The organism is Pseudomonas sp. 05N433, from assembly GCF_056396925.1.
The window spans coordinates 120,961-143,971 of record NZ_JBFTML010000014.1 but is presented as its reverse complement, the minus strand read 5'-3'; the positions used below and the strand labels follow the sequence as shown (position 1 = coordinate 143,971).

Below are 23,011 nucleotides of genomic sequence, written 5' to 3'. Positions count from 1 at the left end.
TAGATTGTCGGAACACTACCGCATATCTACGGTCTCAAGGCCGCGATTGTGGTGCTTGGTGCACAGAAAAGCAGCCAATTTAACATATTGGCGCCTTGCCCAAAATCCCTGTCGTTGTTAGAGTTTGCCGCACTTTTTTACCCACGCGTTGCCTAGGGTCCCTTTCCCATGTTCAAGAAACTGCGTGGCATGTTTTCCAGCGATCTTTCCATTGACCTGGGCACTGCCAACACCCTTATTTACGTGCGCGAGCGCGGTATCGTCCTGAATGAGCCATCGGTTGTGGCTATTCGGACACACGGTAACCAGAAAAGTGTCGTTGCTGTCGGCACCGAGGCCAAGCGCATGCTCGGTCGTACGCCGGGCAATATTGCAGCCATTCGTCCGATGAAGGACGGCGTGATCGCCGACTTCAGCGTTTGCGAAAAAATGCTGCAGTACTTTATCAACAAGGTTCACGAAAACAGCTTTTTGCAGCCTAGCCCTCGTGTGCTGATCTGCGTTCCATGCAAATCCACCCAGGTTGAGCGTCGTGCCATCCGTGAGTCGGCCCTCGGTGCCGGCGCCCGTGAAGTGTTCCTGATTGAAGAGCCAATGGCTGCTGCGATCGGTGCCGGCCTGCCGGTTGAAGAAGCTCGCGGTTCGATGGTTGTCGATATCGGTGGCGGTACCACTGAAATCGCGCTGATCTCCCTCAACGGTGTGGTCTATGCCGAATCCGTACGGGTTGGCGGCGACCGCTTCGACGAAGCGATCATCACCTACGTGCGTCGCAACTACGGCAGCCTGATCGGCGAATCCACCGCCGAGCGCATCAAACAGGAAATCGGTACGGCCTACCCGGGCGGCGAAGTTCGTGAAGTCGACGTTCGTGGCCGTAACCTGGCCGAAGGCGTTCCACGCGCATTCACCCTGAACTCCAACGAAGTGCTGGAAGCTCTGCAAGAGTCGCTGGYCACTATCGTTCAGGCAGTGAAAAGTGCGCTGGAGCAATCGCCTCCGGAACTGGCTTCCGATATCGCCGAGCGTGGTCTGGTACTGACCGGTGGTGGCGCTTTGCTGCGCGACCTCGACAAGTTGCTGGCCCAGGAAACCGGTCTGCCGGTGATCGTCGCCGAAGACCCGCTGACCTGCGTTGCTCGCGGCGGTGGCCGTGCATTGGAAATGATGGATAAACACACCATGGACCTGCTGTCGAGCGAGTGATCTCGCCCGATGCATCTATGCTGGTGAGCCCGCAGGCAGCACTTTGCAGTGCTGCCTGTTGGCGTTTATCTTCTGTCAGTCTGCATCCAGGCCGGTTTGATGCCGTATGAATAAAGAGAACATTTGCCTGGGAGGAGCGGCTTATTAAACCGCTTTTCACCAAAGGCCCCTCACTGGGCGTGCGCTTGTTGGTGCTGGTCGTGCTATCGGTCGCGCTGATGGTGGTCGATGCCCGCTTCACACTGCTCAAGCCAGTGCGTAGCCAAATGTCGCTGGTGCTGATGCAGTCTTACTGGATCACCGACCTGCCACAGCGGCTATGGCAAGGTGTGGCCAGCCAATTCGGCAGCCGGACCGAGCTGGTCGCCGAAAACGAAAAACTCAAAACCGAAAACCTGCTGTTGCAGGGCCGCATGCAAAAGCTTGCCGCCCTCACCGAGCAGAACGTTCGGCTGCGCGAGTTGCTCAACTCTTCCGCGCTGGTCAACGAGAAGGTCGAAGTGGCCGAGTTGATCGGCATGGACCCCAACCCCTTTACCCATCGCATCATCATCAATAAAGGTGAGCGCGACGGTGTGATCCTCGGTCAGCCGGTGCTCGATGCCCGTGGCCTGATGGGGCAGGTGGTCGAGTTGATGCCGTACACCTCTCGGGTACTGTTGCTGACCGACACCACCCACAGCATTCCGGTGCAGGTGAACCGTAACGGTCTGCGGGCGATTGCCAGCGGCACCGGCAACCCGGAACGCCTTGAGCTGCGTCATGTGGCCGATACTGCCGATATTAAGGAAGGCGATCTGCTGGTCAGCTCCGGCCTCGGTCAGCGTTTCCCGGCGGGTTACCCGGTAGCGACGGTCAAGGAAGTGATCCACGATTCCGGTCAACCGTTTGCCATTGTGCGTGCGGTGCCGACTGCCGCGCTGAACCGCAGTCGTTATTTGCTGTTGGTGTTCAGTGATGGTCGCACAGCCGAGGAGCGCGCCAACGAAGCCGCCCAGGCTCAAGAGGCTCTGGACCGGCAAGGTGGCGGGCCGATCATTCCTGCAACCGTGCCGAAACCGGCCGCGTCGGTGGTACCGGCTGCCGCTGCAACTCCGGCTGCCGCACCTGCCGCACCTGCCGCCGCGACCCCAGTCAAACCTGCTGCGTCCCATCCTGCTGCCGCCAAGCCACCCGCGACGGCGACGGCCGCCAAACCCAAACCCGCGGCCGTGAAGCCTGCTGCCAAACCGCCTGTCGCCGCGCCGGCCACTACTGGGGGAACAGAATAATGGGCGGTGCAACTTCCTCCCGAAACGGCTGGATGGTCTGGCTGACGTTCGCCATCGGCATGTTGCTCAGCGTTTCACCGCTGCCGCAATTCATGGAAATCCTGCGTCCTTTGTGGCTGGCCTTGTTGTTGGCCTTCTGGGCGTTGGCCATGCCGCAGAAAGTCGGCATGGTGACGGCCTGGTGCCTGGGGTTGGCCGAAGACGTGCTGTATGGCACGTTGCTGGGCCAGAACGCATTGATCCTCACGCTCATTACATTCCTGGTGCTGTCGCTGCAGCAGCGCCTGCGCATGTTCCCGATGTGGCAGCAGAGCCTGGTGATCCTGGTGATCTTCGGCCTCGCCCAACTGGTTCAGTTGTGGCTGAGCGCCCTGACCGGTAATCGTCAGCCGACCCTGGCGCTGGTGTTGCCAGCGCTGGTCAGTGCGTTGCTCTGGCCTTGGATCAGCTTCGGTTTGCGCGGTTTGCGTCGACGCTACAAAATCAATTAATTCGGTCAGGCATGTGCTCGCACCCGGTGCCCTGTCTCGCCAAAAAGGAACAGTATTCGTGAGACAGGGCACTAGACAGGGAGATGTCTTGATGAAACAGCTGTACCTCGCCTCAGGCTCGCCGCGTCGGCGTGAACTGCTCGCTCAGATCGGCGTGCCGTTCACCACCATCAGCGCGGACATCGACGAAACCCCTTTCCCTGAAGAATCCCCATCGGCCTATGTCGAGCGTCTGGCGCGCGGCAAGGCCGAGGTCGGGCGCGGGGCGATCGTGTCCGACGCGGATTTCTGCGTGCTGGGCGCCGACACTGCCGTGGTGCTGGACGGGAAAATTCTCGGCAAACCGGTGGATGAAGCCGAAGCGTGCGCCATGCTTATGCTGTTGTCCGGGTGTGAGCATGAAGTGCTGACGGCGATTGCGGTGCACGATGGTGAACGTTGCGAGTCTCTGGTGGTGCGCAGTCTGGTGCGTTTTCGCACCATCGGCCGCGATGAAGCGGCGGCCTATTGGGCCAGCGGCGAACCCCGGGACAAGGCGGGCGGCTACGGGATTCAAGGGCTGGGCGCGGTGTTCGTTACCGGGCTCAATGGCAGTTACTCGGCGGTGGTCGGTTTGCCGCTGTGCGAAACCGCAGAACTGCTCGGCCATTTCGGAATACCCTGTTGGCAAACCCTTAACGCGCACTGAGCGTCGTACTGACAAGATGCGGCCATTATCGTGAACATGCCTGAACGAGACCCTGCCATGAGTGAAGAGATCCTGATCAACATCACGCCGATGGAATCACGCGTGGCGGTGGTCGAAAACGGTGTTCTGCAAGAGGTCCATGTCGAACGCACGCAAAAACGCGGGATCGTCGGCAACATCTACAAAGGCAAGGTCGTTCGGGTATTGCCGGGCATGCAGGCCGCCTTCGTCGATATCGGGCTAGACCGCGCCGCATTCATTCACGCCTCGGAAATTTCCCTGCGCGAAGGCCCGGCGGTGGAGAGCATCAGCTCGCTGGTTCACGAAGGCCAAAGCCTGGTGGTGCAAGTCACCAAGGACCCGATCGGCTCCAAAGGCGCACGCCTGACCACGCAACTGTCGATCCCGTCGCGCTATCTGGTGTACATGCCGCGCACTGCCCACGTCGGTATTTCCCTGAAGATCGAAGACGAAGCCGAGCGCGAACGCCTCAAGCAAGTGGTCACCGACTGCGTGGAGAAAGAAGGTATCAAGGAAGCCGGCGGTTTCATTCTGCGTACCGCTGCCGAAGGGGCCGGAGCCGATGAAATCCTCATGGATATCCGCTACCTGCGCAGGCTTTGGGACCAGATCAACGCCCAGATCAAAACCATCAGCGCACCGAGTGTGATCTACGAAGACCTCGGCCTGGCGTTGCGCACCTTGCGCGACCTGGTGAGCCCGAAGATCGAAAAAATCCGCATCGACTCCCGGGAAACCTTCCAGAAAACCACACAGTTCGTCGCCGAACTGATGCCGGAAATCGCTGACCGTCTGGAGCATTATCCGGGCGAACGGCCGATTTTCGACCTGTATGGCGTCGAAGACGAAATCCAGAAAGCCCTGGAGCGCAAAGTGCCGCTCAAGTCCGGCGGCTATCTGGTGGTCGACCCGGCGGAAGCCATGAGCACCATCGACGTCAACACCGGAGCCTTCGTCGGTCATCGCAATCTCGAAGAAACCATCTTCAAGACCAACCTCGAAGCCGCCACCGCCATTGCCCGTCAACTGCGTCTGCGCAACCTGGGCGGGATCATCATCATCGACTTCATCGACATGGAAGATGAAGAGCATCAGCGTCAGGTGTTGCGCACCCTCGAGAAGCAACTGGAGCGCGATCACGCCAAGACCAACATCATCGGCATCACCGAGCTGGGCCTGGTGCAGATGACCCGCAAGCGCACCCGCGAAAGTCTCGAGCAAGTGCTGTGCGAACCGTGCAGCAGCTGCCAGGGGCGCGGCAAGCTCAAGACCCCGGAAACCGTCTGCTACGAGATCTTCCGCGAAATCCTGCGTGAGGCCCGTGCCTATCAGGCCGAAGGCTATCGCGTGCTGGCGAACCAGAAAGTGGTCGACCGCTTGCTCGATGAAGAGTCGGGCAACGTCGCCGAGCTCGAAGGGTTTATCGGGCGCACCATTCGGTTTCAGGTAGAAACCATGTATTCCCAGGAACAATACGACGTGGTGCTGCTCTGAAGCGTTGTATTTCAATTCCACTAGAACGGCTGGCCTCAGCTTTTTGCAGTATTTTTGCCATGGGAGCCAACTGACATGGAGCGTCTGACACGCATTTTGGCCGCACTGACCCGCTGGGGTCTGGGCCTGTGTGCGTTGGTTTTGGTGTTGATGGCGCTGTTTGTCAGTCTCGGCCGGGAGCTGACACCGCTGGTGGCCGAATACCGTGCCGATGTCGAAACCAAAGCCAGCGCCGCCTTGGGCATGCCGCTGCACATCGGCGAACTGGAGGGCAACTGGAGCGGCTTCGCCCCGGTTCTGCTGGCTCATGACGTGATGGTTGGCGAAGGCTCCAATGCCTTGCGCCTGGACCAGGTGCGCGCGGTGCCGGATCTGTGGGCCAGCCTGCTGGCGCGCGAAATACGCATCGCACATCTGGAGCTCAACGGCTTGAAGATCAGCCTCAAGGAAGGCGAGGACGGTCATTGGGCGCTGGAAGGATTGCCGGTGCGGCAGGATCAGCCGCTGGACCCGGAGCAGTTGTTCAATAGTATGCAGATGGTCCAGCAATTGTCGGTGCTCGACAGTCAGGTGACCTTGCAGCCACTGGATCAGCCGCCGCTGACCCTGACCTACGTTGGCCTCAATCTGAGAACCGGTGTGTCGCGTCAGCGCCTCGACGCCCGTTTGACCCTGCCCGATGGCCAGCCGGTTGCGATGAGCCTGCGTACCCGTATCCGCGCCAGCCAGTGGCAGGACGGCGAGGTTGAGGCTTACTTGAGCCTGCCGCAAAGCGATTGGTCGAAATGGTTGCCCGAGCACCTGACCCAACAATGGAATTTCTCCGAGATCAAGGCCGGTGGCGAGCTCTGGGTGAACTGGAGCGAGGGCGCCCTGCAAAGCGCCGCGATCCGTTTGAACGCACCGCAACTCAAGGGCGCCTACGCCGAGCGCAAGCCAATCCAGATCAACAATCTGGCGCTTAACGGCTATTTCCAGCGCAGCTCCACGGGTGTGCTGGTGACCCTGGATTCCCTGGCGATGAGCCTGGGTGAAACTCGCTGGGAATCGAAACTGCAATTTCAACAAACCGCGGCGACCGACGAGACGCCAGAGCTTTTGCATCTGCAAGCCGACCGCATCGACCTCACGCCGCTCACCCCGTTACTGAACGCTTTGGGGCCGCTTCCGGAAGGTGTCGCTACGGCCGTCGAGCGGCTCAAGGTCACCGGGGTATTGCGCAACGTGCTGATCGACTTGCGCCCCGCGGCTACCGATGACAGCAAGTTCAGCTTTGCCGCCAATCTGGATCGGGTCGGCTTCGACGCCTATCACGGCGCACCGGCGGCGCGAAACGTCAGTGGCAGCATCAGCGGCGATCTCGGGCAGGGTGAGTTGCGCATGGACAGCAAGGATTTCTCCTTGCACCTGGACCCGATTTTCGCCAAGCCATGGCAGTACATTCAGGCCAATGCGCGGTTGAACTGGAAGCTCGATAAAGAAGGTTTCACCCTGATCGCGCCGTACCTGAAGGTGCTGGGCGAAGAGGGCAAGATTGCCGGCGACTTCCTGATTCGCCTGCATTTCGATCACACCCAGGAAGACTACATGGACCTGCGGGTCGGCCTGGTCGACGGCGACGGTCGCTACACCGCCAAGTACCTGCCGGCCGTGTTGAGCCCGGCGCTGGACGAGTGGCTGCGTACGGCGATTCTCAAAGGTGCAGTGGATGAAGGTTTCTTCCAGTACCAGGGATCGCTGAACCATGGCGCCCCGGAAACGGCTCGCAGCATCAGCCTGTTTTTCAAGGTTCATGATGCCGAGCTGGCGTTTCAGCCGGGTTGGCCGCATGTCAGCAAGGTCAGCGGCGATGTATTCATTGAAGACAGCGGTGTGCGGATTCTCGCGAACAAGGGGCGATTGCTCGACACCCAGGTCAACGACGTCTACGTCAATATTCCCCATGTGCCTGCCGGACAGAATCCTCACCTGTTCCTCGATGGCGCGTTCGCCGGCGGGTTGGGCGATGGCCTGAAGATTCTGCAGGAAGCACCGATCGGCACAGCCGATACGTTCGCCGGCTGGGRGGGCGAGGGCGATCTGCAAGGCAAACTCAACCTGGATGTACCGCTGGTCAAAGGTGAGCAACCGAAAATCCTCGTCGACTTCAAGACCGACAAGGCCCGCTTGAAACTTCGCGAGCCCATCCTGGAACTGACACAACTCAAGGGCGACTTCCGCTTCGACAGCGCCAAGGGGTTGAGCGGACAGAAGATCACCGCGCGAGCGTTCGACAAGCCCGTGACCGCGCAGATTTTTGCCGATGGCAGTGCGGGCAAGCTCAACACTCGGGTCACCGCAGCGGGTCAGGTCGAGGTCAAGAAACTCACCGAGTGGCTAAACGTCACTCAGCCGCTACCGGTGTCTGGTGTGGTCCCTTATCAGCTGCAACTGAACCTTGATGGCGCCGACAGCCAATTGATAGTCAGCTCCGATCTCAAAGGCGTGGCGGTGGATTTGCCGGCGCCGTTCGGCGTGGCGGCGGATGTCGGCCGCGACACCGTGTTCCGCATGACCCTGCAAGGACCGGAGCGGCGTTACTGGGTCAACTACGGTGAGCTGGCGAACTTCACGTTTGCGGCCCCGGCTGGCAACTTCGTCGACGGTCGCGGTGAGTTGTTTCTCGGCGGTGGTGATGCTGTGCTGCCCGGCAACAAAGGCCTGCGCATACGCGGTGTACTGTCCGAGCTGGATGTGTCTCCCTGGCAGGATCTTGTCAGCAAGTATGCTGGCCAGGATCCAGGCGGCAGCGCCAAGCAATTGCTCAGCGGCGCGGATTTCAAGGTTGGCAAGCTCAGCGGTTTCGGCACCACCCTTGATGAGGCGTCGGTGCAGTTGACGCGCAAGCCGGCCGCCTGGGCACTGCAACTCGACAGTCAGCAGGCCAAGGGTACCGTCGGTATTCCCGATGCCAAAGCCACACCGATTGCGGTCAATCTGCAGTACGTACGTTTGCCGGCCCCAGACCCGACGGTGCTGGCCGACGAGAATTCGCCGGATCCGCTGGCCACCGTGGACCCGACGAAAATCCCGGCGCTGGATATCACCATCAATCAACTGTTCCAGGGCCAGGACCTGGTGGGCGCCTGGCTATTGAAAGTTCGCCCGACCGGCAAGGGTATCGCCCTCAACTCCCTGGATATGGGCCTCAAGGGCATCTACCTGCAGGGCAGCGGCGGTTGGGAAGGCGCGCCCGGCAATTCCAGCAGTTGGTACAAGGGCCGGGTCAGTGGCAAGAACCTTGCCGATGTGCTCAAGGGCTGGGGCTTTGCGCCGAGCGTTACCAGTGAAGAGTTTCACATGGATGTCGACGGTCGCTGGCCTGGCTCACCGGCGTGGCTGGCCACCAAGCGCTTCTCTGGCAGCCTCGATGCGTCGCTCAATAAAGGTCAGTTTGTTGAAGTCGAGGGCAGCGCCCAGGCTCTACGGGTATTTGGCCTGCTCAACTTCAACTCCATTGGCCGCCGCTTGCGCCTGGACTTTTCCGACCTGTTCGGCAAAGGCTTGAGCTATGACCGGGTCAAAGGGCTGTTGGTCGCGAGCAACGGGGTCTACGTGACCCGTGAGCCGATCCGGCTGACCGGCCCGTCGAGCAACCTGGAACTCAACGGCACCCTGGACCTGGTGGCTGATCAGGTCGATGCCAAGTTGCTGGTGACCTTGCCGGTGACCAACAATCTGCCGATTGCCGCGCTGATCGTCGGTGCGCCAGCCGTAGGTGGGGCGCTGTTCCTGATCGATAAGTTGATCGGTGACCGCGTGGCGCGCTTTGCCAGCGTCAGATACACGGTCAAAGGTCCGTGGAAAGAGCCGAAAATCACCTACGACAAGCCTTTTTGAAAAGCCACTTTCCAAGCCTATGGAGTAGCATGGCCGTAAGTCCCCTGCAGGAGCTGCCGCAGGCGGCTCCTACAGGTATGTGTTGATTCCAGATAAGGAAATGGCCATGTCTGTAGCAGTCATTCAAATGGTCAGCCAGAGCGACGTGCTGGCCAACCTGTCCCAGGCCCGTCGTCTGCTTGAGCAGGCGGCGTCCGGTGGCGCGCGGCTTGCCGTGCTGCCGGAAAACTTCGCTGCCATGGGCCGTCGCGACATTGCCGACATTGGCCGCGCCGAAGCGCTGGGCGAAGGCCCGATCCTGCCGTGGTTGAAACAGACCGCCCGCGACCTCAAGTTATGGATAGTGGCCGGCACGTTGCCGTTGCCGCCGGCGGATGAACCGATGGCCAAAGCGCATGCATGCTCGTTACTGGTGGATGACCAGGGCGAGACCGTGGCGCGGTACGACAAGCTGCACCTGTTCGACGTGGACGTGGCGGACAATCGCGGGCGTTATCGCGAATCCGATGACTATGCTTATGGCAGTGGCGTGGTGGTTGCCGATACGCCGGTCGGTCGAGTCGGCCTGACGGTGTGTTACGACTTGCGCTTCCCGGAGCTGTACAGCGAATTGCGTGCTGCCGGCGCGGAATTGATTACCGCCCCGTCGGCCTTTACCGCGGTGACCGGCGCGGCCCATTGGGACGTGCTGATTCGCGCGCGGGCCATCGAGACTCAATGTTACGTGCTCGCGGCCGCCCAGGGTGGCACTCATCCGGGACCGCGAGAAACCTTTGGTCATGCCGCGATAATCGATCCATGGGGGCGCGTGCTGGCACAACAGGATCAGGGCGAGGCCGTGCTGCTGGCCGAACGCGACAGCCGCGAACAGGCGGCCATCAGGGCGCGGATGCCGGTGTCCACTCACCGGCGCTTTTTCTCGCAGGGCGCTCAGCGACCTGCATCAGAACGACGAATTTAAGGCGTAAAGCATATGAGCGAGTTGTTGTCCTCTGTCAGTGAACACCTCCTGGCGCCCGGCGGCGTAACGATCGAGAGCCTGCAGGGTGTGCTCGGCGATCTGGCCGGCCCGGGCATCGATGCCGCCGACCTGTATTTCCAGGGGCAGATTTCCGAGTCCTGGGCGCTGGAAGACGGGATCGTCAAGGAAGGCAGCTTCAACCTCGACCAGGGTGTCGGCGTGCGTGCGCAATCGGGTGAAAAAACCGGTTTCGCCTACAGCAATGCGATCACCCTCGAAGCGCTGGGCGCAGCGGCCCGTGCGGCCCGTTCGATCTCCCGGGCCGGGCAGAATGGCACCGTGCAGGCGTTCACTACCCAGGATGTCGCTCAGTTGTACGGGCCGGACAACCCGCTGGAAGTAATGACCCGCGCCGAGAAAGTCGAGCTGCTCAAGCGCATCGACGTGGCGACCCGCGCCCTCGACCCGCGTATTCAGCAAGTCACCGTGAGCATGGCCGGGGTCTGGGAGCGGATTCTGATCGCCTCCACCGATGGCGGCCTGGCGGCAGATGTGCGGCCGCTGGTGCGTTTCAACGTCAGCGTGATCGTCGAGCAGAACGGTCGTCGTGAGCGCGGCGGCCATGGCGGTGGCGGTCGTACCGACTACCGCTATTTCCTCAGCGAAGACCGCGCCATGGGTTATGCCCGTGAAGCGTTGCGTCAGGCACTGGTGAATCTGGAAGCCATCCCGGCGCCGGCCGGTACGTTGCCGGTGGTGTTGGGTTCGGGTTGGTCCGGCGTGTTGCTGCACGAAGCCGTCGGTCACGGTCTGGAAGGCGATTTCAACCGCAAGGGCAGTTCGGCCTACAGCGGGCGCATGGGCGAGATGGTTGCATCGAAGCTTTGTACCATCGTCGATGACGGCACCCTCGCCGGCCGCCGAGGTTCGCTGAGCGTCGACGACGAAGGCACGCCGACCGAGTGCACCACGCTGATCGAAAACGGCGTGCTCAAGGGTTATATGCAGGACAAGCTCAACGCGCGCCTGATGGGCGTGGCCCGCACCGGCAACGGTCGTCGCGAATCCTACGCGCACCTGCCGATGCCGCGCATGACCAACACTTACATGCTCGGTGGCGAAAGCGACCCGGCGGAAATCATCGCCTCGGTGAAAAAAGGCATCTACTGCGCCAACCTCGGCGGCGGTCAGGTGGACATCACCAGTGGCAAGTTCGTGTTCTCCACCAGCGAGGCGTACCTGATCGAAGACGGCAAGATTACTGCACCGGTCAAAGGCGCGACGTTGATCGGCAACGGGCCGGAAGCCATGAGCCGGGTGTCGATGGTTGGTAATGATCTGGCGCTGGACAGCGGTGTGGGAACGTGTGGCAAGGATGGGCAGTCGGTGCCGGTGGGTGTCGGCCAGCCAACGCTGAAAATCGATGCGATCACCGTGGGTGGCACAGGATCGTAAGGGGCTCTTGAAAACGTGAAGCTTCGGGTGAGTTGCGAGGCAACTCACCCGATTCGGGACTTAACGCAAACCGCGTTGAGTCTCGTCCAACTCACGGATGTACTTGAAGATTTTACGGCTCGAAGCCGGTGGCTTGTTGGTCGCCAGTTCGTGCTGGGCCTGACGGATCAGGGAGCGCAATTGTTGACGATCGGCCTCGGGGTAATCGACGACGAACTTCTCCAGGACGGCGTCGTCGCCTGCGATCAAGCGATCGCGCCAGCGTTCCAGGCCGTGGAAACGTTCGTTGTACTGCCGGGTGGAGGCATCGAGTTGATCGAGCAGGGTGAGAATGGCGCCAGTGTCCTGATCGCGCATCAGCTTGCCGATAAACTGAAGGTGCCGTTTACGCGCGATGTTCGCGGTGTGCTTGGGCGCATCGGCCAGAGCCCGGCGCAAAGCGTCGGTCAACGGCAGTTTTGCCAGCAGGTCAGGCTTGAGTGTTGTAAGGCGCTCGCCGAGGTCAACCAGAGCATGCAGCTCGCGTTTGACCTGGGATTTGCTTTTTTCTCCCGTATCGAGGGAGTCGTCGTAAGAATCAACCATGGTGGCCGTCCGCAAAGAAACGCCGCCATGATAACCAGTCGGGGGCCGCTTGTCCGGCCCGGTCGCTCGATGACCGTTACCGAAAGCAGAATTTGAGTGGAGAACAGCATGAGTGCAGTTGAAAGCGTCGGCCCACAAGCGTTGCCGGCACTGCAAGAGCAAGTTGAGCAGATCATTGCTGAAGCCAAGCGCCAAGGCGCCAGTGCCTGTGAAGTGGCGGTGTCGCTGGAGCAGGGCCTGTCGACCACGGTGCGTCAGCGGGAAGTCGAAACCGTTGAGTTCAACCGCGACCAGGGCTTTGGCATCACCTTGTATGTAGGGCAGCGCAAAGGCTCGGCCAGCACCTCGGCCAGCGGTTCGGAAGCGATTCGCGAAACCGTCGCTGCTGCGCTGGCGATTGCCAAGCACACGTCCGAAGACGAAGCCGCAGGCTTGGCGGATGCCGCGCTGATGGCCAAGGAGCTGCAGGATTTCGACCTGTTCCACCAATGGAGTATCACACCGGAGCGAGCCATCGAGCAGGCCCTGGCCTGTGAAGCGGCGGCGTTTGCCGCCGACAGTCGGATCAAAAACGCCGACGGCACCACCCTCAGCACTCATCAGGGTTGCCGTGTGTACGGCAACAGCCACGGTTTTATCGGCGGTTACGCCTCGACCCGTCACAGCCTCAGCTGCGTGATGATCGCCGAAGCCGATGGCCAGATGCAGCGTGATTACTGGTACGACGTGAACCGGCAGGGCAATTTGTTGGCCAGCCCGGAGAGCATCGGCCAGCGTGCCGCGCAACGGGCGGCGAGCCGCTTGGGCGCACGCCCGGTACCGACCTGCGAAGTGCCGGTGCTGTTTTCTGCGGAACTGGCCGGCGGTTTGTTCGGCAGTTTCCTCTCGGCGATTTCCGGCGGCAGTCTGTATCGCAAGTCTTCGTTCCTCGAAGGCACGCTGGGGCAGAAACTGTTCCCGCAATGGCTGACCATCGATGAACGTCCGCACTTGATGCGCGCTTTGGGCAGCTCTGCCTTCGACGGCGATGGCCTGGCGACCTACGCCAAGCCGTTCGTGGAAAACGGCGAGCTGGTGTCCTACGTGCTTGGCACCTATTCCGGCCGCAAGCTGGGCATGCCGAGCACCGCGAATGCCGGCGGCGTGCACAACCTGTTCGTCACCCATGGCGACGAAGATCAGGCGGCCCTGTTGCGTCGCATGGGTCGTGGCCTGCTGGTCACTGAATTGATGGGGCAGGGCCTGAACATGGTCACCGGCGATTACTCCCGTGGCGCAGCGGGTTTCTGGGTCGAGAACGGCGAAATCCAGTTCGCGGTCCAGGAAGTGACTATTGCCGGCAACATGCGCGACATGTTCAAGCAGATCATTGCGGTCGGTAATGACCTGGAATTGCGCAGCAACATTCGCACAGGTTCGGTGTTGATCGAGCGGATGACGGTGGCAGGTAGTTAAGCTGCGGTTGCTGCACAAAAAAAATGCGCCACCCGATTGGGTGGCGCTTTTTTTTTTGGATCAAAATATCGCAGCTTCGTCAGCGCCTACGCATCTGTGGGCGCAACCGAAAGCCGAAATCCATTGATCTTTATTCGCCTTCGTCGAAGAAGTTGTTGATCAGCGCCACCAGTGCATCCATAGCTTCCTGCTCTTGTTCACCTTCGGTTTTCAGGTGGATTTTGGTGCCCTTGCCGGCTGCGAGCATCATCATGGCCATGATGCTTTTGCCATCGACCATCGTTTCCGGTGTACGGCCAGCTCTGATCTGGCAAGGGAACTGCCCGGCGACGCCAACGAATTTTGCAGACGCGCGGGCATGCAGGCCCAGCTTGTTGATGATTTCGATTTCCAGAGCAGGCATCGCGATGTGAATCCTTTAGCTGAGGTCGCGGTGGCGAACCTGGRCGTTCTTCAGGGATTGTTGCAGGACCTGGCCCAGACGTTCGGTCAGGTAGACAGAGCGGTGATGCCCGCCGGTGCAGCCAATGGCAATGGTGACATAGGCGCGGTTGCTGGCGGCAAAGCGGGGCAGCCACTTGAGCAGGTAGGAGGAAATGTCCTGGAACATTTCCTCGACATCCGGCTGCGCCGCCAGGTAGTCGGCCACCGGTTGATCGAGCCCGGACTGTGCCCGCAGCTCCGGTTTCCAGTAAGGGTTAGGCAGGCAGCGCACGTCGAACACCAGATCGGCGTCCACCGGCATGCCACGCTTGAACCCGAAAGACTCCACCAGGAACGCAGTACCGGGCTCCGGCTGATTCAGCAGGCGCAGCTTGATGGTATCGCGCAGCTGATACAGGTTCAGATTGGTGGTGTTGACCTTGAGGTCGGCCAGGTCGGCGATCGGCCCCAGTAAATTGGTTTCGTCCTCTATCGCCTCCGCCAGCGAGCGATTGGCACTGCTCAGCGGGTGACGGCGGCGGGTTTCCGAAAATCGTTTGAGCAGGGTCTCTTCATCGGCGTCCAGATACAGCACATCGCACTGGATATGCCGGCTGCGGACTTCTTCCAGCAATTCGGGAAACCGTGACAGGTGGCTCGGCAAGTTGCGTGCATCGATGGACACGGCCACCAGCGGTTGTGCCAGTTCGGTGTGAATCAGTGCGCGTTCGGCCAGTTCCGGCAACAGACCGGCCGGCAGGTTGTCGATGCAGTAGTAGCCGTTGTCCTCGAGAACATCAAGGGCAGTGCTTTTACCTGAGCCGGAGCGGCCGCTGACGATGATCAGGCGCATGATTAGTGACCGTTTTGCTCGTCCAGGACAACCTGATACAAGGCTTCGTTGCTCGGGGCGCTGCGCAGTTTTTCACRCACTTCCTTGCGATCAAGCATGCTGGCGATCTGGCGCAGCAACTCCAGGTGCGCATCGGTGGCGGCTTCGGGGACCAGCAGTACAAACAGCAGGTCAACCGGGGCACCGTCGATGGCGTCGAAATCGATGGGTGCATCCAGGTGCATCAAGGCACTGATGGGCGATCCGCAGCCCTTGAGACGGCAGTGGGGGATGGCGATACCGTTGCCAAAGCCGGTGGAACCGAGTTTTTCACGGGCGACCAGACTCTCGAAGACATCCTGCATGGCCAGATCCGGCACTTCGCGATGGATGAGGTTGGCAATTTGCTCGAGGGCTTTCTTTTTACTGCCGCCCGGCACGTTCACCAGGGAACGGCCGGGGGTCAGGATGCTTTCAAGTCGGATCATGGGTTGGGAGTGTTAACGACCGGTCGCGCCCTGGAGGAGGCTCTGGGTCTTTTCCTTATGCTTTTTGAGTTGTTTATCCAGCTTGTCGGTCAGTGCGTCGATCGCTGCGTACATATCGGTATGTTCCGCGTTAGCGACCACCTCATTGCCGGGAATATGCAGCGTGGCTTCGATTTTCTGCTTGAGCTTCTCGACCGTCATCGTGACCTGCACGTTGGTGATCTTGTCGAAATGCCTCTCTAATCGTTCGAGTTTTTCGCCGATGTAGGTGCGAAGAGGTTCGGTCACTTCCAGTTGGTGTCCACTGATGTTGACTTGCATACAGCTTCTCCTTCGTTGCCAGTGCATAAAGCGGTAGATCCGATGATCTACCACTGGAACGCTGTGGCGTGGCTCTACATCAACCGCTTGCGTTCGCTCGAAGGCGCGATTCCCAGGGATTCGCGGTACTTGGCGACGGTGCGGCGAGCCACCTGAATGCCTTGTGCCTCCAGTAAACCAGCGATCTTGCTGTCACTCAACGGCTTTTTCTGATTTTCCGCGGCAACCAGTTTTTTGATGATCGCGCGGATCGCCGTAGACGAGCATTCACCGCCTTCGGAGGTGCTGACGTGGCTGGAAAAAAAGTATTTCAGTTCATAGATGCCCCGTGGGGTATGCATGAATTTTTGCGTGGTCACCCGTGAAATCGTCGATTCGTGCATGCCCACCGCTTCGGCGATGTCATGCAGCACCAACGGTTTCATGGCCTCGTCGCCGTACTCCAGGAAGCCGCGTTGATGCTCGACGATCTGGGTGGCCACTTTCATCAGGGTTTCGTTGCGGCTTTGCAGGCTCTTGATGAACCAGCGAGCCTCCTGCAGTTGATTACGCATGAAGGTGTTGTCAGCGCTGGTATCGGCGCGGCGTACGAAGCCGGCGTATTGGGCGTTGACCCGCAGGCGCGGCACCGACTCCTGGTTCAGTTCCACCAGCCAGCGCTCGTTGTCCTTGCGCACGATCACGTCGGGAACGACGTATTCGGCTTCGGTGGACTCGATTTGCGAACCCGGGCGCGGGTTGAGGCTCTGGACCAGTTCGATCACCTGGCGCAGTTCATCTTCCTTGAGCTTCATGCGGCGCATCAGCTGGCTGTAGTCGCGGCTGCCGAGCAAGTCGATGTAATCGGTGACCAGGCGCTTGGCCTCGGTCAGCCAAGGGGTCTTGGCGGGCAGTTGGCGCAGTTGCAGCAGCAGGCATTCACCGAGGTTGCGGGCGCCGATACCGGCGGGCTCGAATTGCTGGATGCGGTGCAGGACGGCTTCGATTTCGTCCAGTTCGATGTCCAGTTCCGGATCGAAGGCCTCGAGGATTTCCTCGAGGGTTTCGTCCAGATAGCCCTGATTGTTGATGCAGTCGATCAGGGTCACGGCGATCAGGCGATCGGTGTCGGACATCGGTGCCAGGTTCAGTTGCCAGAGCAAATGGCTTTGCAGGCTTTCACCGGCCGAAGTACGGGTGGTGAAATCCCACTCGTCGTCATCGTTGCTCGGCAGGCTGCTGGCGCTGGTCTGGTAGACGTCTTCCCAGGCGGTATCGACAGGCAATTCGTTGGGAATGCGCTCGTTCCAGTCGCCTTCCTCAAGGTTATCCACCGTCGGGGCGGTTTCCTGGTAGGAGGGTTCCTGAATGTCGGTGTTGGGTTGCTGTTCGGCTTTGTCGGCCAAGGGGTCTGCGTTATCGAAGTCGTCGCCTTCTTCCTGGCGTTCGAGCATCGGATTGGACTCCAGGGCCTCCTGGATTTCCTGTTGCAGGTCCAGGGTCGACAATTGGAGCAGGCGGATGGCCTGTTGCAGCTGCGGTGTCATCGTCAGCTGCTGGCCCATTCTCAAGACTAGCGATGGTTTCATGGCAGGGGCTTAACACCTTATTCGCCGRCGCACATGCGCCATCCACTACAGGGCGCCGAAGCGCCAAACATAAGCAAATTATATGCCTGAAACTGAAGTGTTTGCCTAGAGCGCTGTAACAATAAAAAACTATTGATTTTTTATTGATATGAGCACCAAGGCGACTGGCCAGGCACCTCAGCGCTTACAGGCGGAACTCATGGCCCAGATACACTTCCTTGACCAGTTCGTTGGCCAGGATGGTGGCGGAGTCGCCTTCAGCGATCAGCTGGCCATCGTTGACGATGTAGGCGGTTTCGCAGATGTCCAGGGTTTCACGGACGTTGTGGTCAGTGATCAGCACGCCAATGCCTTTGGCCTTGAGGTGGTGGATGATCTGCTTGATGTCGCCCACCGAGATCGGGTCCACGCCGGCGAAGGGTTCGTCGAGGAGGATGAATTTCGGGTTGGTGGCCAGTGCCCGGGCGATTTCCACCCGACGGCGTTCACCACCGGACAGGCTCATGCCAAGGCTGTCACGAATGTGGTGGATGTGAAATTCTTGCAGCAGGCTTTCCAGCTCTTTGCGGCGACCGGCCTTGTCGAGCTCCTTGCGGGTCTCGAGGATGGCCATGATATTGTCGGTCACCGACAGCTTGCGGAAGATCGACGCTTCTTGCGGAAGATAGCCGATACCGGCCTTCGCGCGACCGTGCATCGGCTGGTGGCTGACGTCCAGGTCATCGATCAGTACGCGACCCTGATCGGCCTGTACCAGACCCACGATCATGTAAAAACAGGTGGTTTTGCCGGCGCCGTTGGGGCCAAGCAGGCCGACGATCTGGCCGCTGTCGATGGACAGGCTGACGTCACGCACGACCTGGCGGCTCTTGTAGCTCTTGGCCAGATGCTGAGCTTTCAGAGTTGCCATTACTGGGTTTTCTCGTCGGTTTTCTTCTTCGGCTGGATCACCATGTCGATACGCGGACGTGTCTCGGTGACCTTGCTGCCCGTGGCGCGACCGGCGCTGGCGAGTTTCTTGATCGTGTCATAGACGATTTTTTCGCCCTGGGTGACGTTGTTGTCCTTGTCGACAACTTTGGCCTTGTCGATCAGTACGACGCGGTTTTGCGCGGCGTGATATTGGATGGTCACGCCCCAACCCTGAACAGGCTTGGTGTCGCCAGCGGTCTGCAGTTGCTCGAAGTAGGCGAGGTTGCCCACCGAGGTCACCACATCGATCTCGCCTGTTGGCGTGCGGGTGATGGTCACGGTGTTGCCCTTAACGATCATCGAGCCCTGAGTGATGATCACATCACCTTTATAGGTGGCAACACCGTTCTTGTCGTCCAGTTGGGCGTCGTCGGCCTGGATGCGGATAGGCTGCGCTTGATCGGTCGGCAGAGCCCAGGCGCTCACGCTTCCCAGTGCTGCGCTCAGACTGAGCAAAATAGGGAGGGTTTTAACGAGCCTCATACTGTCCTCTTACGTTCGATAGCAGGTGTATCCTGCTTTCTTTCAAGTACGCTTTCATTCCGTTGCCTGTCGATACACCGCCGGCGCCGTCGATTCTAACGGGTTGATCGGTCTGCGCATATTGCTGCTGCGGGAACACTGTCATACGGGTGGTGGTAATCAGGGTTTTACGGTTTTTTTCGTCGAAACGCGTGATACGTACCGAGTCGATCAGCTCGACCTGGGTGCCGTCCGGGTTGACTTCGCCGCGTTCGCTCTGGACGTGCCAAGGGAATTCGGTGCCACGAAACATGTTCAGGTCAGGGTTGGACAGCAACGTCACTTCCGTCGCCTTCAGGTGTTCGACCTTGTCGGACGTCATTTCATACTGCAGTTTGCCGTCCGGCAGGTACTGCACGCTGTGGGCGTTGGTTGCGTAATAGTCGATCATGGCTTCATCGACATGCGCCACTGGCTTGTCGAGGAAGCGTTCCGGGCTGATGTTCCAATAGCCGACCGCAGCGAATAGCGCCGCGATGCAACCGAATATCAGGATGTTGCGAATCTTTTTGCTCAGCATGATGGGCTCACAGGTACGCGGCGTTGGCCGCATCGAGGCGGCCCTGGGCGCGCAGGATCAATTCGCAGAATTCGCGCGCGGCACCCTCGCCGCCACGGGCCTGGGTGATGCCGTGGGCGTGTTCGCGCACGAAGCTGGCGGCGTTGGCCACGGCCATGCCCAGACCGACGCGGCGAATCACCGGCAGGTCCGGCAGGTCGTCGCCGAGGTAGGCCACTTGTTCATAGTTCAGGTTGAGTTGGGCAAGGAGCTCGTCGAGCACCACCAGTTTGTCTTCGCGACCCTGGTACAGGTGTGGAATGCCGAGGTTCCTGGCTCGTCGTTCGACCACCGGGGTCTTGCGTCCGCTGATGATAGCGGTCTGCACGCCGGCTGCCATCAACATCTTGATGCCTTGGCCGTCGAGGGTGTTGAAAGTCTTGAATTCGCTGCCGTCTTCGAGGAAGTACAGGCGCCCGTCGGTCAGCACGCCGTCGACGTCGAATACCGCCAGTTTGATCTGTTTGCCGCGTTGCAGCAGGTCCGTGCTCATTACATTACTCCAGCGCGCAGCAAATCGTGCATGTTCAGGGCGCCGACCGGGCGGTCTTCGCTGTCGACAACGACCAGTGCATTGATCTTGTGGTCTTCCATGATTTTCAACGCCTCGGCAGCCAGCATCTCGGCACGTGCGGTCTTGCCGTGGGCGGTCATCACCTGCTCGATGGTGGCGCTGTGGATGTCGATGCTGCGGTCCAGGGTGCGACGCAGATCGCCGTCGGTGAAGATCCCGGCAAGTTTACCGTTGGCTTCCAGAATCACGGTCATGCCCAGGCCCTTGCGGGTCATTTCCATCAATGCGTCCTTGAGCAGGGTGCCGCGCTGAACCTGCGGCAGCTCTTGCCCGGCGTGCATGACGTTTTCCACTTTCAACAGCAGGCGTCGACCAAGTGCGCCGCCTGGGTGGGAAAAGGCGAAATCTTCAGCGGTAAAACCGCGGGCTTCCAGCAGCGCCACCGCCAGGGCATCGCCCATCACCAGAGCGGCGGTGGTCGATGAGGTTGGCGCCAGGTTCAGCGGGCAGGCTTCGTGCTCGACGTGAACGTTGAGGTTGACCTCGGCAGCCTTGGCCAGTGCCGAGTCGGGATTGCCGGTGACGCTGATCAATTTGATGCCCAGGCGCTTGATCAGTGGCAGCAGGGTAACGATTTCATTGGTGGAGCCGGAGTTCGACAGTGCCAGGATGATGTCGTCACGCGTGATCATACCCATGTCGCCGTGGCTGGCTTCGGCTGGATGCACGAAGAACGCCGTGGTGCCGGTGCTGGCCAGGGTGGCGGCAATCTTGTTGCCGATGTGCCCCGATTTGCCCATGCCGACCACGACTACGCGGCCTTTGCTGGCCAGAATCATCTCGCAAGCGCGTACGAAATCCGCGTCGATATGGGGTAACAAGCCTTGCACGGCTTCCAGTTCGAGACGGATGGTGCGTTGTGCAGATTGAATCAGGTCGCTGGATTGGCTCATGTCAGAAATCGTATAGCCTGATGAAAAGGCGGCGATTATAACGGTAATGATCAAAACCCTCACGCAAGTTCGTCGCGGTTTGTCATTCCTTGTTACCGAGACCCTCTAAATAGATGATTTCAGGTGGTCATGTTGCTGAACGTGCCCGGCTTGGGCCTTGGGCGCTTGGCATTTGCAGTGATATAGTTCGCCGCCAGTTCGGCCTGCCCGGGAAGGTATGTGCTTTCGTCAGAAAGCCAGGCGTCCGAGTGAGAGGCTGCATCGCAAGGAGTTTAGATGAGTGCCGATAACGCCTACGCGGTCGAGCTGAAGGGACTGACCTTCAAGCGCGGTGCGCGCAGCATTTTCAATAACATCGATATCCGCATACCACGCGGCAAGGTCACCGGCATCATGGGGCCTTCCGGGTGTGGCAAGACCACGCTGTTGCGGTTGATGGGGGCCCAATTGCGCCCCACCAGCGGCGAAGTCTGGGTCAATGGCCAGAACCTGCCGACGTTGTCGCGCAGCGATTTGTTCGATGCGCGCAAGCACATGGGCGTGCTGTTTCAGAGCGGCGCGCTGTTTACCGATCTCGATGTATTCGAGAACGTCGCCTTTCCGCTGCGTGTTCATACCACACTGCCGGAAGAGATGATTCGCGATATTGTCCTGCTCAAATTGCAGGCCGTGGGCTTGCGTGGCGCCATTGACCTGATGCCTGACGAATTGTCCGGCGGTATGAAGCGTCGAGTCGCGCTGGCCCGGGCGATTGCCCTCGATCCGCAAATTCTCATGTACGACGAGCCTTTTGTCGGCCAGGACCCGATCGCCATGGGCGTGCTGGTGCGCCTGATCCGCCTGCTCAACGATGCGCTGGGCATCACCAGCATCGTGGTCTCCCACGATCTGGCCGAGACCGCGAGCATCGCCGACTACATCATTGTGGTGGGTGACGGGCAAGTGTTGGGGCAGGGCACACCCAAGGAATTGATGACTTCGCAGGAACCACGGATTCGCCAGTTCATGACTGGTGAACCCGACGGCCCGGTCGCATACCACTTTCCAGCGACGGATTACCGCGCAGATCTTCTGGGGAAGCGCTGATGCGCAAGATTTCATTAATAGAAAGAGTGCGCCGTTTCGGCCACGCCGGCATCGATGTGCTGGCGGTATTCGGGCGTTCGGCGCTGTTCCTGTTTCATGCCTTGCTCGGTCGCGGTGGCATCGGCGGCAGTTTTGGCCTGCTGGTCAAGCAACTGCATTCGGTTGGTGTGATGTCCCTGGTGATCATCGTGGTCTCCGGGGTGTTCATCGGTATGGTGCTGGCGCTGCAGGGCTTCAATATCCTGTCCAGCTATGGCTCGGAGCAGGCTGTCGGGCAGATGGTTGCGCTGACACTGCTGCGTGAACTGGGGCCGGTCGTCACGGCCTTGCTGTTCGCCGGGCGTGCGGGTTCGGCGCTGACCGCCGAAATCGGCAACATGAAATCCACCGAGCAACTGTCCAGTCTGGAAATGATCGGGGTTGACCCGCTCAAGTACATTATTGCTCCGCGCCTGTGGGCCGGCTTCATTTCCCTGCCGGTGCTGGCAATGATTTTCAGCGTGGTGGGTATCTGGGGCGGTTCGTGGGTGGCCGTCGACTGGCTGGGTGTCTATGAAGGCTCCTACTGGTCGAACATGCAAAACAGCGTGACGTTTGTCGACGATGTGCTGAACGGCATTATCAAAAGCATCGTTTTTGCCTTCGTCGTGACCTGGATCGCCGTATTCCAAGGCTATGACTGCGAGCCCACTTCCGAGGGGATCAGTCGTGCCACTACCAAGACCGTGGTGTACGCCTCTTTGGCGGTACTCGGCCTGGACTTTATTCTGACCGCCTTGATGTTTGGAGATTTCTGATGCAAAACCGCACCCTGGAAATCGGTGTCGGCCTTTTCTTGCTGGCTGGCATCCTGGCTTTGCTGTTGCTTGCGTTGCGGGTCAGTGGCCTGTCCCCGAGCCCGAGCACCGATACTTATAAACTTTATGCATATTTCGATAATATCGCCGGTTTGACTGTCAGAGCTAAAGTGACCATGGCCGGTGTGACCATTGGCAAGGTCACTGCGATCGATCTGGATCGCGACAGCTTCACCGGTCGGGTGACCATGCAACTGGAAAAGCGCGTAGATAACCTGCCGACTGACTCCACTGCATCTATCCTGACCGCTGGCCTGTTGGGTGAGAAATACATCGGTATCAGTGTGGGTGGGGAACAAGCCCTGCTCAAGGATGGTGGAACCATCCACGACACGCAGTCGTCGCTGGTGCTCGAGGACCTGATCGGTAAATTTCTGCTCAATACCGTTAGCAAAGACGCCAAATGAGGA

At 59.8% G+C, this 23,011-nt stretch carries 23 protein-coding genes; 12 read left to right on the top strand and 11 right to left on the bottom strand.

The genetic code is table 11. The annotated features are described in order from the left end of the window. The first annotated feature begins 168 nt into the window (after positions 1–168). The 8 genes from mreB (at position 169) to tldD (ending at position 11,466) form a co-directional block, all read left to right on the top strand. Positions 169–1,206 carry a rod shape-determining protein MreB gene (gene mreB, locus AC1DIS_RS10450; RefSeq protein ID WP_477780863.1) on the top strand — a complete coding sequence of 346 codons (1,038 nt, stop codon included), beginning with the start codon at positions 169–171 and terminating at the stop codon, positions 1,204–1,206. Between the two features lie 143 nt (positions 1,207–1,349). Continuing rightward, the gene (gene mreC, locus AC1DIS_RS10445) at positions 1,350–2,477 is read left to right on the top strand and encodes a rod shape-determining protein MreC (RefSeq protein ID WP_081626525.1); all 1,128 of its coding nucleotides are present in this window, start codon (positions 1,350–1,352) and stop codon (positions 2,475–2,477) included. Further along, entirely contained in the window at positions 2,477–2,968 is a 492-nt protein-coding gene (gene mreD, locus AC1DIS_RS10440) for a rod shape-determining protein MreD (RefSeq protein ID WP_086944700.1), read from the top strand. Before mreC ends, mreD begins: the two co-directional genes overlap by 1 nt. Before the next feature lie 91 nt (positions 2,969–3,059). Beyond that, a complete protein-coding gene (locus tag AC1DIS_RS10435; RefSeq protein WP_064620318.1) occupies positions 3,060–3,656 on the top strand; it encodes a Maf family protein in 597 nt (198 codons plus the stop codon). A 57-nt stretch (positions 3,657–3,713) separates the two neighbouring features. After that, positions 3,714–5,171 (top strand): ribonuclease G, encoded by a 1,458-nt coding sequence (rng, locus tag AC1DIS_RS10430; RefSeq protein WP_007941226.1) that lies wholly within the window; start codon positions 3,714–3,716, stop codon positions 5,169–5,171. A 75-nt stretch (positions 5,172–5,246) separates the two neighbouring features. Next, positions 5,247–9,050 carry a YhdP family protein gene (locus AC1DIS_RS10425; RefSeq protein WP_477780862.1) on the top strand — a complete coding sequence of 1,268 codons (3,804 nt, stop codon included), beginning with the start codon at positions 5,247–5,249 and terminating at the stop codon, positions 9,048–9,050. Positions 9,051–9,156: 106 nt separating this feature from the next. After that, the gene (locus AC1DIS_RS10420; protein WP_064620308.1) at positions 9,157–10,011 is read left to right on the top strand and encodes a carbon-nitrogen hydrolase family protein; all 855 of its coding nucleotides are present in this window, start codon (positions 9,157–9,159) and stop codon (positions 10,009–10,011) included. A gap of 12 nt (positions 10,012–10,023) precedes the next feature. Continuing rightward, positions 10,024–11,466, top strand: coding sequence for a metalloprotease TldD (tldD, locus tag AC1DIS_RS10415; protein WP_018927212.1), 1,443 nt, complete (start codon positions 10,024–10,026; stop codon positions 11,464–11,466). Positions 11,467–11,526: 60 nt separating this feature from the next. Here the strand turns inward: tldD and yjgA are convergent, their stop codons facing one another. Then, on the bottom strand, positions 11,527–12,051 hold the full coding sequence (gene yjgA / locus AC1DIS_RS10410) for a ribosome biogenesis factor YjgA (protein WP_007941230.1): 525 nt from the start codon (positions 12,049–12,051) through the stop codon (positions 11,527–11,529). Between the two features lie 108 nt (positions 12,052–12,159). Between yjgA and pmbA the strand changes: the two genes are divergently transcribed. Further along, positions 12,160–13,506 (top strand): metalloprotease PmbA, encoded by a 1,347-nt coding sequence (pmbA, locus tag AC1DIS_RS10405; RefSeq protein ID WP_018927211.1) that lies wholly within the window; start codon positions 12,160–12,162, stop codon positions 13,504–13,506. A 130-nt stretch (positions 13,507–13,636) separates the two neighbouring features. Here pmbA and AC1DIS_RS10400 read toward each other — a convergent pair whose 3' ends face one another. The 10 genes from AC1DIS_RS10400 to AC1DIS_RS10355 all read right to left on the bottom strand — a co-directional run bounded on the left by AC1DIS_RS10400 (position 13,637) and on the right by AC1DIS_RS10355 (position 20,658). Beyond that, complete coding sequence (locus AC1DIS_RS10400; protein ID WP_018927210.1) at positions 13,637–13,909, bottom strand: HPr family phosphocarrier protein; 273 nt, start codon at positions 13,907–13,909, stop codon at positions 13,637–13,639. Positions 13,910–13,924: 15 nt separating this feature from the next. Continuing rightward, a complete protein-coding gene (rapZ, locus tag AC1DIS_RS10395; RefSeq protein ID WP_477780861.1) occupies positions 13,925–14,782 on the bottom strand; it encodes an RNase adapter RapZ in 858 nt (285 codons plus the stop codon). A gap of 2 nt (positions 14,783–14,784) precedes the next feature. Continuing rightward, complete coding sequence (gene ptsN / locus AC1DIS_RS10390; protein ID WP_477780860.1) at positions 14,785–15,249, bottom strand: PTS IIA-like nitrogen regulatory protein PtsN; 465 nt, start codon at positions 15,247–15,249, stop codon at positions 14,785–14,787. 12 nt (positions 15,250–15,261) lie between these two features. Next, entirely contained in the window at positions 15,262–15,570 is a 309-nt protein-coding gene (hpf, locus tag AC1DIS_RS10385) for a ribosome hibernation-promoting factor, HPF/YfiA family (protein WP_007941242.1), read from the bottom strand. Between the two features lie 74 nt (positions 15,571–15,644). Continuing rightward, on the bottom strand, positions 15,645–17,138 hold the full coding sequence (locus AC1DIS_RS10380) for an RNA polymerase factor sigma-54 (RefSeq protein ID WP_064620307.1): 1,494 nt from the start codon (positions 17,136–17,138) through the stop codon (positions 15,645–15,647). A 184-nt stretch (positions 17,139–17,322) separates the two neighbouring features. Beyond that, positions 17,323–18,048, bottom strand: a complete 726-nt coding sequence (gene lptB / locus AC1DIS_RS10375) for an LPS export ABC transporter ATP-binding protein (protein ID WP_018927206.1) — start codon at positions 18,046–18,048, stop codon at positions 17,323–17,325. Next, entirely contained in the window at positions 18,048–18,593 is a 546-nt protein-coding gene (lptA, locus tag AC1DIS_RS10370; protein ID WP_064620302.1) for a lipopolysaccharide transport periplasmic protein LptA, read from the bottom strand. Before lptA ends, lptB begins: the two co-directional genes overlap by 1 nt. Further along, the gene (lptC, locus tag AC1DIS_RS10365) at positions 18,580–19,152 is read right to left on the bottom strand and encodes an LPS export ABC transporter periplasmic protein LptC (RefSeq protein WP_019581167.1); all 573 of its coding nucleotides are present in this window, start codon (positions 19,150–19,152) and stop codon (positions 18,580–18,582) included. Before lptC ends, lptA begins: the two co-directional genes overlap by 14 nt. A gap of 7 nt (positions 19,153–19,159) precedes the next feature. After that, positions 19,160–19,684 carry a KdsC family phosphatase gene (locus tag AC1DIS_RS10360; RefSeq protein ID WP_064620298.1) on the bottom strand — a complete coding sequence of 175 codons (525 nt, stop codon included), beginning with the start codon at positions 19,682–19,684 and terminating at the stop codon, positions 19,160–19,162. Next, entirely contained in the window at positions 19,684–20,658 is a 975-nt protein-coding gene (locus AC1DIS_RS10355) for a KpsF/GutQ family sugar-phosphate isomerase (RefSeq protein WP_064620295.1), read from the bottom strand. The genes AC1DIS_RS10360 and AC1DIS_RS10355 overlap by 1 nt, the downstream gene beginning before the upstream one ends. 276 nt (positions 20,659–20,934) lie before the next feature. On the opposite strand from AC1DIS_RS10355, the gene AC1DIS_RS10350 reads away from it, so the two are divergent. Genes AC1DIS_RS10350 through mlaD form a run of 3 tightly spaced genes read left to right on the top strand, consistent with a single transcriptional unit; the run spans position 20,935 to position 23,008 of the window. Next, on the top strand, positions 20,935–21,744 hold the full coding sequence (locus AC1DIS_RS10350) for an ATP-binding cassette domain-containing protein (protein ID WP_018927201.1): 810 nt from the start codon (positions 20,935–20,937) through the stop codon (positions 21,742–21,744). Next, on the top strand, positions 21,744–22,541 hold the full coding sequence (gene mlaE, locus AC1DIS_RS10345; protein WP_026286502.1) for a lipid asymmetry maintenance ABC transporter permease subunit MlaE: 798 nt from the start codon (positions 21,744–21,746) through the stop codon (positions 22,539–22,541). Before AC1DIS_RS10350 ends, mlaE begins: the two co-directional genes overlap by 1 nt. Continuing rightward, the gene (mlaD, locus tag AC1DIS_RS10340; protein ID WP_007941252.1) at positions 22,541–23,008 is read left to right on the top strand and encodes an outer membrane lipid asymmetry maintenance protein MlaD; all 468 of its coding nucleotides are present in this window, start codon (positions 22,541–22,543) and stop codon (positions 23,006–23,008) included. Before mlaE ends, mlaD begins: the two co-directional genes overlap by 1 nt. Positions 23,009–23,011: the final 3 nt, after the last annotated feature.

Coding starts and splice junctions, on each gene's coding strand:
- mreD (WP_086944700.1), top strand. CDS start 2,477: ATGGGCGGTGCAACTTCCTCCCGAAACGGCTGGATGGTCTGGCTGACG.
- AC1DIS_RS10435 (WP_064620318.1), top strand. CDS start 3,060: ATGAAACAGCTGTACCTCGCCTCAGGCTCGCCGCGTCGGCGTGAACTG.
- rng (WP_007941226.1), top strand. CDS start 3,714: ATGAGTGAAGAGATCCTGATCAACATCACGCCGATGGAATCACGCGTG.
- AC1DIS_RS10420 (WP_064620308.1), top strand. CDS start 9,157: ATGTCTGTAGCAGTCATTCAAATGGTCAGCCAGAGCGACGTGCTGGCC.
- tldD (WP_018927212.1), top strand. CDS start 10,024: ATGAGCGAGTTGTTGTCCTCTGTCAGTGAACACCTCCTGGCGCCCGGC.
- yjgA (WP_007941230.1), bottom strand. CDS start 12,051: ATGGTTGATTCTTACGACGACTCCCTCGATACGGGAGAAAAAAGCAAA.
- pmbA (WP_018927211.1), top strand. CDS start 12,160: ATGAGTGCAGTTGAAAGCGTCGGCCCACAAGCGTTGCCGGCACTGCAA.
- AC1DIS_RS10400 (WP_018927210.1), bottom strand. CDS start 13,909: ATGCCTGCTCTGGAAATCGAAATCATCAACAAGCTGGGCCTGCATGCC.
- hpf (WP_007941242.1), bottom strand. CDS start 15,570: ATGCAAGTCAACATCAGTGGACACCAACTGGAAGTGACCGAACCTCTT.
- AC1DIS_RS10380 (WP_064620307.1), bottom strand. CDS start 17,138: ATGAAACCATCGCTAGTCTTGAGAATGGGCCAGCAGCTGACGATGACA.
- lptB (WP_018927206.1), bottom strand. CDS start 18,048: ATGGCAACTCTGAAAGCTCAGCATCTGGCCAAGAGCTACAAGAGCCGC.
- lptA (WP_064620302.1), bottom strand. CDS start 18,593: ATGAGGCTCGTTAAAACCCTCCCTATTTTGCTCAGTCTGAGCGCAGCA.
- lptC (WP_019581167.1), bottom strand. CDS start 19,152: ATGCTGAGCAAAAAGATTCGCAACATCCTGATATTCGGTTGCATCGCG.
- AC1DIS_RS10360 (WP_064620298.1), bottom strand. CDS start 19,684: ATGAGCACGGACCTGCTGCAACGCGGCAAACAGATCAAACTGGCGGTA.
- AC1DIS_RS10355 (WP_064620295.1), bottom strand. CDS start 20,658: ATGAGCCAATCCAGCGACCTGATTCAATCTGCACAACGCACCATCCGT.
- AC1DIS_RS10350 (WP_018927201.1), top strand. CDS start 20,935: ATGAGTGCCGATAACGCCTACGCGGTCGAGCTGAAGGGACTGACCTTC.
- mlaE (WP_026286502.1), top strand. CDS start 21,744: ATGCGCAAGATTTCATTAATAGAAAGAGTGCGCCGTTTCGGCCACGCC.
- mlaD (WP_007941252.1), top strand. CDS start 22,541: ATGCAAAACCGCACCCTGGAAATCGGTGTCGGCCTTTTCTTGCTGGCT.